We start from the raw sequence: 14,688 nt of genomic DNA, 5'->3' as shown, positions 1-14,688 counted from the left end.
CTGACGTCATCCCCGCGCAGGCGGGGATCCATGGACGTCACGCCTTTGAGCCACCCAATCCGGTCGACGAAACCGACGCGCCGTCACTGCGGCGCGCGCGGATTCCGCTCGGGGTTGTACATGACCTCCAGTCGGAAGTTGCGATAGAAGGTCACCTGCGCGTCGTTGTTGCGCGGAAGGTTGCTCTTGTCAGGCAGACCGGTGGGACCGGCAACGACAAAGCCGAAGTTGGGCCGCTCCTTGTCGACCCAACTGCGTACTTGGCTCGACACCATCAGGTCGAGGTTGGGCGCGGACGGCAGCGTGGCTTCGTTGTCGAAGTTCATCGCACTCGAGAACGGCTGCGTGGCCATGCCGAGCGTGGTCGCGTGCGACTTCGGTGGCGAGCTGGAGACGGTTTCGCCACCGCTGCGACTTACCGACCGCGCGACGTCGAAGCGCAACCGCGCCGAGGCGACGGAGTCGAACTGACTGAGGTCGAACACGACCCCGCCGCGGAACACCGCGACGCGAATGTCGTGGCAGGGCAGGGGCGGCGTGCCCTTGCGGAAGAAGTTGTCGAAGCCGACCAGCATCTCGTTGGCGGCGGGCGCGAACGAGCTTGGCGGAACCTTGCCCGCGCGCAGGCAGGCGCCTTCTAAACCCGCGGTTCCCTTGGTTCCGGTCTTGAGCGGGGCGCTGGGGAGCAATTCGACGGTCTTGGCCTTGATCGGCGCGCAGCCCTTGCAACCTGGCAGCGTGAGTGCGGCGATCAGGCAGCACGCCAGGCCGGCGTGTTTGAAGAGTCCGTTCATGACGCGCATCCCTGCCGTGGTTGGGTCTGTGATCCAACGGCTGCTGGCCGGGCATGCGGCCAGAAAATGGGGATGTCAGGAAGAGGGGGGCGCGTTCATGCCTCGGGCTCGGATCTCACTCAGGTGACGAGGCAGCCTGCGGGCCGGCGGTGCCAGCACGCTGGGCTCGTTGCTAGTGTCCGGCGACGATGTCGATCAGCACCGGGCCGGTTCCGGCGCGCTGCACCTTCAGCACGACGTGGTCGCCGCCTTGCACGGCGGCCAGGGTCTTCTTCAGCGCCAGTCCGCTGGCGCCCTTGATCGGCTTGCCGTTCAACTCGACGATCAGGTCGCCCTTCCTGAGCCCGGCTTTTTCCGAAGGACTGCCGGCCTGCACCGAGGCGACTTTCACTTCGGCCAGGGTGGTGCTGAGGAAGCCCTCGGTCGCCACCGCCACGCCGAAGCCGAGGCGCGCTTTGGCGAAGGCGGGCGATGGGACGAGCGACGAGAACAACGCGAGGAGCACGAGTGCGAGCGCGGAAAGCTTCATGGGTGTTCCTGGATAAAGGCAGGGGTGGGACGCACGTCGCGCTGCGCGTGCAGCAGCCCGCGCAAGCGCCCGGCTCAGATCGCCAGCGGGCGAACGCCGGGTGCCTTCTTCAGCACGATCAGCAGCGCGACCGGGAACATCAGCCAGAAGCCCGACACCGGCATCAGCACCACGCCGAGCACGGTCAGCAGCAACAGCGCGACACCGACCGACCTGGGAATGGGGGAACCGTTGGCTTCGAGCGCGGACAGCAGCATGCCGACCACGAACAGGACCGCCCCGAACAACGCGAACCACGCGGCGAGCCCGGCCTTCTCGGAGGTAATCGAGTTGTACAAACCGCTCGCCAGCAGCTCGCGATAAACGCTGCCGAAGAAGGTGATGCCCACGACGGTATGCCCCAGGGCCACGAACATCACCCACTTGCCGATCCACTTCTTCATGCCGTCCCTGCCGTTGGTTTGCGTGGGCGGAGCATGGCAGCCGGGACGCTGCGGGGGGATATGCCACATGTCACTCGACCTTGTGGCGGATCGTGGCGACACCGCCTGATCCAAGATGCACGCGCGCTGTTTCGGCGTGGCGGGGCAAAACGCGTGCGGGGCACGCGGCCGCGTGTTACTCGACGCTGGCGACGCTGCTGCCGGCGCCAGTCGTCGCCGATTGCGCGGCCAGGCGTTCGGACGCGTGGCCCGGTTCCAGCCCGGTGTAGGCGTCGACCGGGGCGCGGTCGCTAGGCCACACCACCGACGGCCCGTGCGAGGTTTCGTCGGCGATCACCACCATGCCGCCGTGCTCGGTCTGCGCGAACAGGATCTTCGCGAACGCCTTGGGCAGGCGCACGCAGCCGTGGCTGGCGGGGTAGCCCGGGATGCGGCCGGCGTGCAACGCGATGCCATCCCAGGTCAGGCGCTGCATGTACGGCATCGGCGCGTTGTTGTAGAGGTTGGAGTGGTGCACTTCGCGCTTCTGCAGGATCGGGAACACGCCGGTTGGGGTCTCGTTGCCGGGCTTGCCGCTGCTGATCGTCGACACGCCGATGCGGATGCCGTTGCGGTACACGTGCGCGCGCTGCTCGGGCAGGCTGACCACGATCACCAGCGGGCCGACCGGCGAAGCCTCCGGCGTCCAGCGGTAGGCGCCGGGCTCGAGTTCGAGGTCCCCCGCGGGCCCGCCCTGGTCGCGGCCGTCGTCGCCGGGGACCTGCGGCGTGCCGGCATCGGCGATCGGCCAGTCGCTGGCGTTCTGCGCCAGCACCGGCGCGGCGGCCAGCGCCAGGCCCAGGACCGCGGCGCGCAGGAGCAGGAAGGAGGGGCGGGCATTGCGCGGGATCGGTTTCATGGCGTGGACGCTAGAAGACGGCGCATGACGCAGGAATTGACTTTGTTAGCCGCCGGTTAAATGCGGGCCTGAATTGGCCGAAAAGCCGCGGCGTTTTTTCACTGGAGGCTGATCTGTCTGGCTGGCAGCTGAGCGGAAGGACGCGCCTGTCGCGCGTCCGATGCGGGCGAGCTGCCGTCGGCAGCCGCCACGTAATCGCCCCGCGCGCAGCCCGAACTAACGGTCGAGGGCCGCCGAAGCGTTCGCTGGCCGCCGAGTGGAATGCGCCCATGGACGTCCGATGCCTGGTCCTGAAATCGCTGCTGGTCGCCGCCGCGCTCAACGCGACGGCGGCGATCGCGCAGCCGCCCGCGCCCGCGCCCGCGTCCGCGCCGAGCGCGACCATGCTGATCCACTGCAGCTACGGCACCTGGCCGACCCGCGACCAGGTCGCGCGCCACCTGCGGTTGCCGTCGGTGACGGTCGGCGAGGTCGCTGCCCGCGGGGTCGACGCGCCGGCCTCCAGTTCCGAAGCCCCGACCAGCGACGACGTCCGCCAGTTGCAGCAGTTCATCCGCCGGCAAGGCCGGCACGCGTGCGAGCACGGCGCCAGCCACGTGCAGGTGGACTTCCATCCGCCGCGCGGGCGCCGCGTGGCGGTGCTCGGCGTGGGCGAGGAATCGTCGTAACCGTTGCCGGCGGCACGCCGCCGATCGCGGCTGGCGCGCGGTGCTCAGTCGAGCTTGCGCAGCCGGTGCTGCGGCTGCTCGCACACCACCAGCTCTCCGGCGCCGGTCACGGTGCCGACGGCCTGGACGCGATCGCTTGGCTGCAGGGACTGCACGTCGCCGAGCGGCTGCGCCTTGCACAGGTTCCAGCGCGCCGGCAGTTGCACCCGCACGATGCCGGCGCCGCGGGTGGACACGGTGACCACCGCATTGCCGTCGTAGGCCCAGGGGGCGGTGTCGACGCCGACCACCGTACCTTCGATCGTGGCCTGCTGGCCGACCACCAGCGCGTCGGCAGTGGTGGGCGTGCTGGCGCAGGCGGACAACGCCGCGAGCGCGATGGCGATGACGGCAGCGGACGGGTGGCGGGGAAATCGAATCATCGGTGCGGCTCCAGTTGCAGTGCGCAAGGGTCGGTGCCGCAGGATGGGCCAGCGAAGCGATCGCAACAACCGCACACCCCGCGGTCGCGCGCGGCGGCGCTGGCTGCGGCCTCTTCGACGCGTCACCGCCCGCGACGCGGCGGCACCGCGAACCAGGCCGCGATCACCAGCAGCGCGAACCCGGTGTAGGCGGCGACGAACAGCGACCACGGCGCCTCGAAGAAGATCAGCCGCGCCAGCCAGTGCGCGATAAAGGAGTCGCCGTAGCTCGCCTGGCCCGCACGCTCGCGCAGCGCCTGCTCCCACACCGTCAGCGGGCACAACGCGCCCAGCCACGCCTGCAGCGCGATGCCGGCCATCAGCAGCACGTGCGTGAGCCGCCAGCGGAAGCCGCGCACCCAGCGCCACTGGCGCCAGGCGCCGAGCGGGATCGCCAGCGCGCCGAGCAGCACGAACACGACGATGCCGACGTGCAGCAGCAGGATCGCGTCGGCCAGGTGCGCGGCGAGGGCGGGCGACAGCGCGGTCATGCGCGCGACTGTACCGAGGTTGCGCGCCGCCGATCGCCCTCGCGTAGCCCGGGCAAGCGCAGCGCACCCGCGGTCTGAAGGCACGGCGCCTGCACGCGCGCATTGGCGTGAAATTTGCCCGCCGCGCGCGTTTGATTCGCGCGTGTTGACGGCGTAGAACAAAGTTCCCCAAGGCAAAGGGGTACCGCCATGAACCGCCTGTTGGCCATCGCGCTGACCGCCGCCGTCGCCTCGCTTGGCCTGTCGTGCCAGCACCCATCGCCAGACACGTCGCCCACCACGTCCACCGCGCCCGCGCCGGTCCTGCCCGGCATCGTCGGCGCCACCCTGCTCGACGGCCTGGGCGATTACCACGTCGCCATCACCGCCAAGCCCGAAGCACAGCGCTGGTTCGACCAGGCGCTGATGCTCACCTACGGCTTCAACCACGACGGCGCCGAGCGCTCGTTCCTGCGCGCGACCGAACTGGATCCCGACTGCGCGATGTGCTGGTGGGGCGCGTCGCTGGTGCTGGGCCCGCACGTCAATGCCGCGATGGACCCGGCCAACAATGCCGCCGCATGGACGCGCTTGCAGAAGGCGGTCGCACTGGCGCCCCAGGCGACGCCGCGCGAGCAGGCGTTCATCCGCGCGCTGTCCGCGCGCTACGCCGAGAACCCAGCGGCCGATCGCAAATCGCTGGACGCGGCCTACGTCGAGGCCACGCGCAAGCTGGTCGCCGAATTGCCGGACGATCTCGACGCGGCCACCCTCCACGCCGAGGCGATGATGGACACGCAGCCGTGGAACTACTACGACGAAAAGCTGCAGCCCAAGGGCCACACCGCTCAGATCGTGTCGACGCTGGAATCGGTGATCAAGCGCAACCCCGACCACGCCGGCGCGCTGCACCTGTACGTGCATGCGGTGGAAGCCTCGGCCGATCCGCAACGCGGCGCCGCCGCCGCCGACCACCTGCGCACGCTGATTCCCGGCTCCGGCCACCTGGTGCACATGCCCGCGCACATCTACTCGCGCGTGGGCCGCTGGCATGACGCGGTGCTCGCCAACCAGCTGGCGATCCAGGCCGACGACGCCTACCTCGCGATCTGCCGCGGCAATACCAAGGGCGTGTATCCGCTCGGCTACGTGCCGCACAACCACCACTTCCTGTGGTTCGCGGCGAGCATGGAAGGCACCCGCGCGCTGGCGAAATCCGCCGCCGAGCAGACCGCCACCCGCACCGACCTGCCCGAGCTGATGCGCCAGCCCGGCTTCGCCGGCCTGCAGCAGTACTGGCTGACGCCGTGGTTCTACCGCGTGCGCTTCGGGCTGTGGGACGAGATCGTCGGCGTGCCCAATCCCGCGCCGGATTTGCCCTATGTCACCGCGATCTGGCACTACGCGCAGGGCATGGCCGCAGTGCGCCAGCAGCGCTTGGACGAAGCCGAGCAACATCTGACGCAACTCGCGCAGCGCGCCGCCGATCCGGTGCTGGACACGCTCACCGTCTGGGACCGCTACCCGCTGACACATGCGGCGCGCATCGCCGAACGCACCCTGGCCGGCGAACTGGCGACCGCACGCGGCGATCGCGCGGCCGGCATCGCGGCGCTGCGCGAGGCGGTGGTGATCGAGGACCAGATTCCCTACGACGAACCACCCGGCTGGCATTCGCCGACCCGGCAGACCCTGGGCGCGATGCTGCTCGCCGCCGGCAAGCCCGCCGAAGCCGAAGCGGCGTACCGTGAGGAACTCAAGCGCAATCCCGACAACGGCTGGTCGCTGTACGGCCTGGCGCAAAGCCTGCGCGCGCAGAAGCGCGACGCCGAGGCCAAGGCGGTGGACGGCCGCTTCGCCAAGGCCTGGCAGAACGCCGACATCAAGCTCAGCGCGTCGCGGATGTGAATGCAGTCGTGGCTACGGGGGCGGATGCGTTGCGCATTCGCCCACGTGGAGCGTGCTGCCGAAGGGGATTTCATCCGGGTCGTCGCCCAAGGGGACTTCCTGCGGGCGTAACCGATGGGCGTTGCGCCGCATTGGGTTCCCGCGCGGTCGAACATCCGGCTTCTTGCGCGTCGTAGCGACGGAATGTCACGGGAATGTTTCCGGCGCCGGAACCTTGTCGCCACGGACCAGTCAGTCGGCAAGGGCGACCACTCCGATGGCGCCTCGTCGGGTTGAATCCGCGGCAGCAACGTACGCACCGTAGGCTGGGTTGGCTTCATCAACCCAGCAACGCGTGCGCCAGGACGCTGGGTTGGTGAAGCCAACCCAGCCTACGTTCTCTATCGTGGAGCCTGCGTCGGATGACGCGCCCCGACGTCGAGGTGTCGACATGCCCCCTGCCCAGGCCGCTGCGCCCGCGTCGCACCCATCGCGCGAGGTGCGGCTGCTGCTGATCGGACGCGGGTTGCGCGCCGCGGTCGACGGCTTCGTGGCGGTGCTGCTGCCGGCGTACCTGCTGGCGCTGGGCTTCGACGTCTGGCACGTCGGCGTGCTCAGTTCCGCGACCCTGCTCGGCTCGGCGCTGATGACGCTGGCGGTGGGCCGCTGGGGGCATCGCCTGCCGCACGGCCGGCTGCTGCGCGCGGCGGGGCTGCTGATGGCGTTGACCGGCTTCGCATTCGCCGGTCTGTCGGCGTTCTGGCCGCTGCTGCTGGTCGCGTTCGTGGGCACGTTGAACCCCAGCGCCGGCGACGTCAGCGTGTTCCTGCCGCTGGAGCACATGCGCCTGGCGAATGCCGTCCAGGGGCCGGCCGCGCAAGGGCCGTCGCGCACCACGCTGTTCGCGCGCTATTCGCTGGTCGCTGCCCTGTGCGCGGCGCTGGGCTCGCTTGCCGCGGCCGCGCCGGAGGCGCTGGTGCGCGCGGGCATCGGGTTGTTGCCGGCGCTGCGGGGGATGTTCGTGGTGTACGGCCTGGCCGGGGTGGCGATCTGGCTGTTGTATGCGCGCCTGCCGCCATCGGACGACGATGGGCCGCACGCGCCACCGGTGCCGCTGCGTGAGTCGCGCCGCATCGTCGCGCGGCTGGCGGCGCTGTTCTCGATCGATGCCTTCGCCGGCGGCCTGCTGGTGCAGTCGCTGCTGGCGCTGTGGCTGTTCGAACGCTTTGGCCTGTCGCTGGCGCAGGCGGCGACGTTCTTCTTCTGGTCGGGCCTGCTCAGCGCGCTGTCGCAACTGGCGGCGCCGCGGGTGGCGCGCCGCATCGGGCTGCTCAACACGATGGTGTTCACCCACATCCCGGCCAGTCTGGCGCTGATCGCCGCGGCGTTCGCGCCCTCGATGCAGCTGGCGCTCGGCTTGCTGTTCGTGCGCGCCGCGCTGTCGCAGATGGACGTGCCCACGCGTGCGGCGTTCGTGATGGCGGTGGTCAGCCCGTCCGAGCGCAGCGCGGCGGCGAGCTACACCGCGGTGCCGCGCAGCCTGGCCTCGGCGCTGAGCCCGTCGCTGGGCGGCGCGCTGTTCGCCGCCGGCTGGCTGGCGGCGCCGCTACTGGCCTGCGGGGTGCTGAAGATCGCCTACGACCTGACGCTGCTGGCGATGTTCCGGGGCGTGCACGCCGAAGAGTGATGGTCGCCAGCGGCGCGGCCGCGGTGATCGTTCGCTCGCCGGGCCGCCGGTGCGAGCGGCAACGCCGGCCGTCTGCAGACCTCTGGCACGGGCGGTGGCAGCCGTCCGTGGATAAGGTCCGGCCACGTTGCAGTGGTTGCCCGCTGCTTGCTTGCCCTGAGGGAAAGACCCATGAAATGGCTTCGTCGGATCCTGATTGCGGCCGCGGTCCTGGTGCTGGTGCTGGTCGGCGTTGCCGTTGCCACGGCGCAGCGCAGCGAGCGGCCGGTGGGTTTCCAACTGGTCCGGGCGGCGGGGGCGGACGGGCGCGCGTTCGCGGTCGGGGTCTGGTATCCCACGCAGGCGCGGCCACGGCCAACGACGTTCCTGGGCGGCATCGTGATGGATGTGGCGCCCGCGGCCGCGGTCGACGGACGCGCCTTGCCGCTGGTGGTGATCTCGCACGGCAACGGCGGCGGGCCCGGCAGCCATGCCGACCTGGCGATGGCGCTGGCCGATGCCGGCTATGTCGTCGCCGCGCCGATGCACAGCGGCGACAACTTCGCCGACCAGGCCGCCGCCGGCTCGGTGAACCTGTTCAGTGGCCGCAACCGCGAGCTGCGCGCGACCGTCGACCACATGCTCACGGCCTGGCCGGAGCGCGGCCGCATCGACCCACAGCGCATCGGCGCGTTCGGGTTTTCCGCGGGCGGCTTCACGGTGTTGACCGCTGTCGGCGCCGCGCCGGACCTGCGCCTGGTGGCGACGCAGTGCACCGCCTCGCCGGAGTTCATCTGCGACGTGCTGCGCCATGCCAAGTCGCCGTTGCTGGATGCCGCCGCGCCCGGCGTCGGCGATGCGTTCGTGGCCGACCCGCGGATCAAGGCGGCGGTGGTGGCGGCACCGGGGCTGGGGTTCGCGATGGGGACCAACGGCCTGGCCGACGTGCGCGTGCCGGTGCAGCTGTGGAGCGGCGAGCAGGACGACAAGGTCCCGTACGCGACCAATGCCAAGCCGGTGCGCGAAGCGCTCGGCGCGCGGGTCGAGTTCCACGCGGTGCCCGGTGCCGGGCACACCTCGTTCCTTACCCCGTGCGGCCTGCTGCGGCCACCGGGCCTGTGCACGGACCCGGGGCAGTTCGACCGCAGGACCTTCCATGCCGCGATGAACGCCAGCGTGGTGGCGTTCTTCGATGAGCGCCTGAAGCCGCGCTGACGCCGATGGCCGGCGGACGTCCCCCGCCACTCCGCCACCGCCCGTCAGCGGACCTTCGGGTACAGCCCGCCGCAATGGCACCAGCCATCGGGACTGCAGATCACCTTGTGCGGGCGGCACAGCTGCGCCATGCCCTTGCACGAGAAGTTGCCGGTCGCGCCCTTCTTGCAGAAGCAGGTGAAGGTGCTGTTGCCGCCGTCGCAGACGAAACCGTTGCCGCCCTGCGCGGCCATCGCCGTGGCCGCCAGTTCCGCGGTCTGCTCCGGCCCCAGTTCGGTCGATTGCATGTGGCTGCAGGCGCTCGCCAGCAGCAGGAATGTCGCCAACACCGTCGCCAAGGCCAGCGCATCGAACAGCGTCTTGGGGTGGATCGCCATCGTCCTTCTCCGCTTCCATAGGTGATGGGGTTAACGCTCGGGTTGCAGTGCAGCGGTCACGACCACGGGCCGGGGTCCGACCAACGGACGTTGCGCCCCGGAGCGTTGCAGGCCTGCAACGCCGTGCGCGCTGGCACCGGCCTCGCGCAGCTTCTGAGCGCATTCCTCGCAGCACACCTCGACGCTGCGCCCGCCGATCGTCACCGTGATCGCGTCGCCGTCGAGTTCGCAATCGCATGCCGCGCAGGTCTTCTGAGCCATGACACTTCTCCGTGGATGCCCGCCATCCGGGCACGCATAGGAGACCATTCACGGACGGCCGTCGCTGTCGAAATCTTTAGGTATTCAAGGCCAGCGGGCGCTGTGGCTGGATACGACCCGACGCGATCGGTGGACGATTCAAGGCCGGCCCCGGAGTTCGAGCGTGGTGGTCGTCCCGCGCCCGGCATGGGAGACGATATCGAGCTTCCACGCCAGGTGCTCGCACAAGCGCGCGATCAGGTCCAGGCCAATGCCGCCGCCGCCGCGGTCACCGCCGCCGCGCGCCACCTGCGCATAGATCGCGCTGATTTCCTCGGGGGTCATGCCGTGGCCCGGGTCTTCGATGACGACGGTCGCGCCGGGCTCCAGGCGGATCCGGATCTCGCCGCGATCGCTGTTCTCGATCGCATTGCGCAGCAGGTTGCCGATCGCCGCCTGCACGATCGGCAGCGGCGCGACGATCTCGCTGGGTGGCAATGCGTCCACCACCAGTGCGAGGTCCTTGCCGCGGGTGAGGTGGCGGTGATCCTCGACGATCTCCGGCAACAGCTGGTCCAGCGCGACGGGCTCGCTGACGCTGGCCAGGCGGGCCGGGTCCTTGGCCAGCACCAGCAGCAGCGAGATCAGGTGTTCGACGTCGCGCGCGGTGCGCTGGATCCGCGCCAGCTGGTTGCGGGCGGCTGCGGGCACGCCGGGTTGTCCCAGTGCGAGTTCGGTGGCGCCGGCAATGACCGCGATCGGCGTGCGCAACTCGTGGCTGGCGCTGTCGATAAAGGCGCGCTCGCGCTCGACGAAGTGCTCGTTGCGTTGCAGATAGTTGTTGAGGGCGTCGGCGATCACCACCAGCTCGGCGCTGGCCGACTCGGCGACCTCGATGCGCTCCCCGGCGCGGTCCGGCCGCAGCGAGCCGATGCGTTGCGCCATCTCGCTCAGCGGACGCACCAGGAACCCCACGCCCCAGGCGATGGCGATGGCAAGCAACGCGATCACCACGGTGGCCGAGCCCAGCACGGTCAAGGCCAGGTCGGTTTCGCGTTGCTCCAGCTCGGCGATGTCCAGCGCCAAGGCCAGCCGTCGGCCGTTGACATCGCGTACCAGCACCACCCGGACGCCGCCGTCGACGTCGACATCGTCGTGGACGCCCGGTGCGAGGCCACGCAAGCTCGCAGGAAGGCGGCCGGGCACGCTGCCATCGAACAGCTTCAGCGTTTCGGTGTCGGTCCAGCGGTACTCCCGGTCCGCTTCGCTGCGTTCGATGAAATGGTCGAGCTCCGATCCGAGCAAGGACTGCCACACCAGTTGCTCGGCCTGCTCGTTGACCACGAAGCCGTGGACCAGCACGGCGGCGGTCAGCAGAACCGCATACCCCAACAGCCCGACGACGATGCGCTGGCGAAGCCCGGATCTAGCGACCATCGGCCACCTCATTGGTTTCGGGCGGGCCGGCGTCGGCCAGGCTGCCGTCGAACAACCGGTACCCCACGCGTGGCAGGGTGTGGATCAGCTTCAGCGGGTACGGGCCGTCGACGCTGCGGCGCAGTTCGTAGACATGCGAACGCAGCATGTCGCCATCGGGCGGGTCATCGCCCCACAAGGCCCGCTCCAGGCGTTCGCGGGTGACGGCCGCCGGGCTGGCCTGCATCAACACCTCCAGCAATTTCCGGCAGGCCGGGTACAGGCGCAAGGCGCGTCCCTGGCGGGTGACTTCCAGCGTGGTCGGGTCGTAGCGCAGGTCCGCGACCTGCAGCACGCGGCTGCGACCCCGGCCCGCGGCGCGCGCCATCAGCGCTTCCAGGCGGACCTCGAGTTCGGGCAGGGCGAAGGGCTTGGTCAGGTAGTCGTCGGCGCCGGCACGGAAGCCGGCGATCTTGTCGGGTAGTTCGTCGCGCGCGGTCAGCATCAGCACCGGCACATCGCAATGGGCTTCTTCGCGCAGGCGGCGCAACACCTCGCGGCCATCCAGCCGCGGCAGCATCCAGTCCAGCACGATGGCGTCGTAGGGCTGGGTGATGGCCAGGTGGAAGCCGGTCTGCCCATCGGGCGCGGCATCCAGGGTGTGGCCGCGCGCCTCGAAGTACTCGAACAGGTTCGCCACCAGGCTCCGGTTGTCCTCGACCACGAGCAAGCGCATGCCATCTCCCAGGAATCACTCGGTGCGCGAAACGGCGCGCAAGGCCTTGCAGCTTCCGGCGTGACGCGTCGGAGCACTGTCGGAACAGCTGCCGCGGATTCTCCCATGCCGCCGATGCACATCAACCGGAGTTCGTCCGCGCACGGGGCGAACTCCATCGCCAGCAAGCTGGGTCGGGCCAAGCACTCGGAGGCTGCTTAACGGTTTGCGAAGCCCGCTCCTACCGCTCTCCGACACACCGCTTCCGATCATGGCGATGAATCTCTCCCAACCCAGCCGCCTCCGATCCCGCCAGTGAAGTCGTTGCCGCCGATGAAGGTCCCCGCAAACAACAACGGCCGCTCACGGTGGCGTGCGCGCGCGCGCCCCGCAGGCCCGTGCTCGCCGCTTTCTCCAGTCGCAGCGTTCGACCGCGGGCCCGGCTTCCTGACGGCCCACCTGTGGGCGCCCTTGTCCGTCCTGCTGGCGTTGGCCACCGTGCTGATGGCGTGGCACGCAGACCAATGGTTCGCCGATCGCCTGTACGCCTGGCAAGGGCATCACTGGACCCTGCGCTTCAACTTCGTCACCGAAACGCTGATCCACGTCCTCGGGCGGGATCTGAGCACGGCCGCATGGCTGGGCGTGCTCGCGGCGTGGATCGTGGTGCGCACGCGGCCGGGGCTCTCGCTCTGGCGCAGGCCGTTGGCGTGCCTGCTGGTGTCGACCCTGCTGGCCACGGCGTTGGTGGCCTGGGTCAAGTCCTGGTCGAACATGGATTGCCCATGGGACCTCGTTCGCTACGGCGGCGACCGCGCCTTCGTCGGCCTGTTCGGCCTGCGCCCGGTCGGCATGGCGCGCGGCGTGTGCTTCCCTGCCGGCCATGCCAGCGCCGGCTATGCGTGGATGGCCCTGTACTTCTTCTGCCTGGCCACCCGCCCACGGTGGCGCTGGGCGGGCTTGTCGGTGGGCGTGGGGTTGGGCGTTCTGTTCGGGTTCTCCCAGCAGCTGCGCGGTGCGCATTTCCTGTCGCACGACCTGTGGACGGCCGCGATCAGCTGGCTGACGGCACTGGGCGTGCATGCCTTCGGCTGGCGCGAGTCCGCAGTTGTCGCGCAACTCGCGCGCGCCGCGGCGACGCATGCGCCGCCTTCCGCGGCGACCGGCATGGCGCAGCCGGTGGCGCCATGAACGCGCTCGCGCGCGAGGTCGGCGCTGGGGCGTGGGCGCGCTCGCTCGCGCACCGGCCCGAAATCAGCGTCGAGGCGCTTGCGCTGGTGGTGAGCGGGTTCTTCACCCTGAGCTTCCACCACGCGTTCTGGCGTGCGGTCATCGCAACCGGCGCGTTGCATGGCGCTGGCGGCTGGCTGACCGGCGTCAGCCTGGCGGTCTCGATTACCGCGTTGAACATGATCCTGTTGTGCGTGCTGCTGAACCGCTGGACGGCGAAGCCGGTGTTGACCGTGCTGCTGCTGGCGACCGCCCTGGCCGCGCACTTCATGGACCAGTACACGGTCTATTTCGACGACGACATGATCCGCAACATCCTGCATACCGACCGCAAGGAATCGGCCGAGCTGGTATCGCTTGGATTGATCCCGGCGCTGTTCCTGCGTGGGGTGCTGCCCGTCGCGCTGCTATGGCGGCTGCGCCTGAAGCCCACGCCGATGGGTCGCGCGCTGCTGGTCCGCAGCGTGTGCCTGGGCGCGGCGATCGCGGTTGCGGCGGGTGGAATCCTGCTGTCTTTCCAGAACCTGTCGGCGCTGATGCGCAACCACACCGAGGTCCGGCACCTGATCACGCCAGGCAACTACCTGGTCTCGCTCGGTCGCGTGCTGCTCGATGACGGCAGCGCCAGGAAGCCGCGCACGCCGATCGGCACCGACGCCCGCGTTGTGGCCCGCGCGCCAGCCTCCCGGCCGCGGCTGTTGGTGCTGGTAGTCGGGGAAACGTTGCGCGCGCAGAACTGGGGTCTCAACGGCTATGCACGGCAGACCACGCCGCAACTGGCACAGATAGACCTGGTCAATTTCAGCGATGTCACCGCCTGCGGTTCCAGCACCGAGGTGTCGCTGCCGTGCATGTTCTCGCCATACGGGCGCGGGCACTACGACAAGGGCCGGATCAAGCATTCGCAGTCGCTGCTGCACGTGCTGGAGCACGCCGGCATCCCGACCCTGTGGCGTGACAACCAGACCGGCTGCAAGGGCGTGTGCGACGGCCTGGCGTTTGAGTCCTTCGAACACGCCCGGGATCGGCGGCTATGCGACCGCGAAGGCTGCCTGGACGAGGTCATGCTGCGAGGCCTGGCCGACGAAGTCGGCAAGCGCCCGGGCGACATGGTGGTGGTGCTGCACCAGCTGGGCAGCCACGGGCCTCGGTACTACAAGCGCTATCCCGAGCGCCTGCGGCGGTACCGGCCTGCCTGCGAACGTTCGGAACTGGGGCAATGCCGCCCATCGGAAATCGTCAACGCATACGACAACGCGGTGCTGTACACCGACGAATTCCTGGCGCGCACCATCCACTTCCTCGCCGGACAGACCTCCCGCGATACCGCATTGATCTACCTCTCCGACCACGGCGAGTCGCTCGGCGAGCATGGCCTGTTCCTCCATGGCGTGCCTTACGCCATCGCGCCGGATACCCAGCTCAAGGTGCCGATGATTATGTGGATGTCATCGGGCTTCGCCGCGGCGCGTGGCATCGACATGCAGTGCATGAAGAAGTCTGCGAACCGTCCATCGAGCCATGACAACCTCTTCCACTCCGTGCTCGGACTGATGCAGGTGGACACCCGGGAGTACGACCCCGACCTGGACCTGTTCCAACACTGCTCGGCCGTGCCGGGTTCAACGCGATCCTAGCCGACACCTCGACCAGCTGCGCCGCACTTCGCAACCGCGGCA

At 69.6% G+C, this 14,688-nt stretch carries 16 protein-coding genes; 6 read left to right on the top strand and 10 right to left on the bottom strand.

Annotated elements, in window-relative coordinates; all coding sequences use genetic code 11:
* Positions 1-83 precede the first annotated feature (83 nt).
* From ACFQZQ_RS13155 to ACFQZQ_RS13140, 4 genes are all read right to left on the bottom strand, one after another.
* Positions 84-794 carry a hypothetical protein gene (locus tag ACFQZQ_RS13155; RefSeq protein ID WP_386813338.1) on the bottom strand — a complete coding sequence of 237 codons (711 nt, stop codon included), beginning with the start codon at positions 792-794 and terminating at the stop codon, positions 84-86.
* A 172-nt stretch (positions 795-966) separates the two neighbouring features.
* Positions 967-1,323: a PDZ domain-containing protein gene (locus tag ACFQZQ_RS13150; RefSeq protein ID WP_386813336.1), complete on the bottom strand. Its 357-nt coding sequence runs from the start codon at positions 1,321-1,323 to the stop codon at positions 967-969.
* A gap of 74 nt (positions 1,324-1,397) precedes the next feature.
* Positions 1,398-1,766: a DUF6463 family protein gene (locus tag ACFQZQ_RS13145; RefSeq protein WP_386813335.1), complete on the bottom strand. Its 369-nt coding sequence runs from the start codon at positions 1,764-1,766 to the stop codon at positions 1,398-1,400.
* Positions 1,767-1,941: 175 nt separating this feature from the next.
* The gene (locus ACFQZQ_RS13140) at positions 1,942-2,664 is read right to left on the bottom strand and encodes a L,D-transpeptidase family protein (protein WP_386813334.1); all 723 of its coding nucleotides are present in this window, start codon (positions 2,662-2,664) and stop codon (positions 1,942-1,944) included.
* Positions 2,665-2,933: 269 nt separating this feature from the next.
* On the opposite strand from ACFQZQ_RS13140, the gene ACFQZQ_RS13135 reads away from it, so the two are divergent.
* Positions 2,934-3,332, top strand: coding sequence for a hypothetical protein (locus ACFQZQ_RS13135; protein WP_386813332.1), 399 nt, complete (start codon positions 2,934-2,936; stop codon positions 3,330-3,332).
* Positions 3,333-3,376: 44 nt separating this feature from the next.
* Here ACFQZQ_RS13135 and ACFQZQ_RS13130 read toward each other — a convergent pair whose 3' ends face one another.
* Both ACFQZQ_RS13130 and ACFQZQ_RS13125 read right to left on the bottom strand, forming a co-directional pair.
* Positions 3,377-3,754, bottom strand: a complete 378-nt coding sequence (locus ACFQZQ_RS13130; RefSeq protein WP_386813330.1) for a hypothetical protein — start codon at positions 3,752-3,754, stop codon at positions 3,377-3,379.
* Between the two features lie 122 nt (positions 3,755-3,876).
* On the bottom strand, positions 3,877-4,284 hold the full coding sequence (locus ACFQZQ_RS13125) for a DUF2784 domain-containing protein (RefSeq protein ID WP_386813329.1): 408 nt from the start codon (positions 4,282-4,284) through the stop codon (positions 3,877-3,879).
* A 189-nt stretch (positions 4,285-4,473) separates the two neighbouring features.
* On the opposite strand from ACFQZQ_RS13125, the gene ACFQZQ_RS13120 reads away from it, so the two are divergent.
* The 3 genes from ACFQZQ_RS13120 to ACFQZQ_RS13110 all read left to right on the top strand — a co-directional run bounded on the left by ACFQZQ_RS13120 (position 4,474) and on the right by ACFQZQ_RS13110 (position 9,031).
* The gene (locus tag ACFQZQ_RS13120) at positions 4,474-6,171 is read left to right on the top strand and encodes a tetratricopeptide repeat protein (RefSeq protein ID WP_386813328.1); all 1,698 of its coding nucleotides are present in this window, start codon (positions 4,474-4,476) and stop codon (positions 6,169-6,171) included.
* Between the two features lie 430 nt (positions 6,172-6,601).
* Positions 6,602-7,837, top strand: coding sequence for an MFS transporter (locus ACFQZQ_RS13115; protein ID WP_386813326.1), 1,236 nt, complete (start codon positions 6,602-6,604; stop codon positions 7,835-7,837).
* A gap of 171 nt (positions 7,838-8,008) precedes the next feature.
* Complete coding sequence (locus tag ACFQZQ_RS13110) at positions 8,009-9,031, top strand: alpha/beta hydrolase family protein (RefSeq protein WP_386813324.1); 1,023 nt, start codon at positions 8,009-8,011, stop codon at positions 9,029-9,031.
* Between the two features lie 44 nt (positions 9,032-9,075).
* On the opposite strand, the gene ACFQZQ_RS13105 is transcribed toward ACFQZQ_RS13110, so the two are convergent.
* From ACFQZQ_RS13105 to ACFQZQ_RS13090, 4 genes are all read right to left on the bottom strand, one after another.
* Positions 9,076-9,408, bottom strand: coding sequence for a hypothetical protein (locus ACFQZQ_RS13105; protein ID WP_386813323.1), 333 nt, complete (start codon positions 9,406-9,408; stop codon positions 9,076-9,078).
* A gap of 30 nt (positions 9,409-9,438) precedes the next feature.
* Entirely contained in the window at positions 9,439-9,669 is a 231-nt protein-coding gene (locus ACFQZQ_RS13100) for a hypothetical protein (RefSeq protein WP_386813322.1), read from the bottom strand.
* Between the two features lie 138 nt (positions 9,670-9,807).
* Positions 9,808-11,085 carry an ATP-binding protein gene (locus tag ACFQZQ_RS13095; RefSeq protein WP_386813321.1) on the bottom strand — a complete coding sequence of 426 codons (1,278 nt, stop codon included), beginning with the start codon at positions 11,083-11,085 and terminating at the stop codon, positions 9,808-9,810.
* A complete protein-coding gene (locus ACFQZQ_RS13090) occupies positions 11,075-11,800 on the bottom strand; it encodes a response regulator transcription factor (RefSeq protein ID WP_386813319.1) in 726 nt (241 codons plus the stop codon). Before ACFQZQ_RS13090 ends, ACFQZQ_RS13095 begins: the two co-directional genes overlap by 11 nt.
* Positions 11,801-12,250: 450 nt before the next feature.
* Between ACFQZQ_RS13090 and ACFQZQ_RS13085 the strand changes: the two genes are divergently transcribed.
* Entirely contained in the window at positions 12,251-12,970 is a 720-nt protein-coding gene (locus ACFQZQ_RS13085; RefSeq protein ID WP_386813318.1) for a phosphatase PAP2 family protein, read from the top strand.
* Positions 12,967-14,646 (top strand): phosphoethanolamine transferase, encoded by a 1,680-nt coding sequence (locus ACFQZQ_RS13080; protein ID WP_386813317.1) that lies wholly within the window; start codon positions 12,967-12,969, stop codon positions 14,644-14,646. Before ACFQZQ_RS13085 ends, ACFQZQ_RS13080 begins: the two co-directional genes overlap by 4 nt.
* The last annotated feature ends 42 nt before the right edge of the window (positions 14,647-14,688 follow it).

Origin of the sequence: Lysobacter koreensis, from assembly GCF_042677045.1 — a bacterium.
Classification (GTDB): domain Bacteria; phylum Pseudomonadota; class Gammaproteobacteria; order Xanthomonadales; family Xanthomonadaceae; genus Lysobacter_K; species Lysobacter_K koreensis.
The sequence above is the reverse complement of the archived record's forward strand: the minus strand, read 5'-3'. Positions and strand labels throughout refer to the sequence as shown.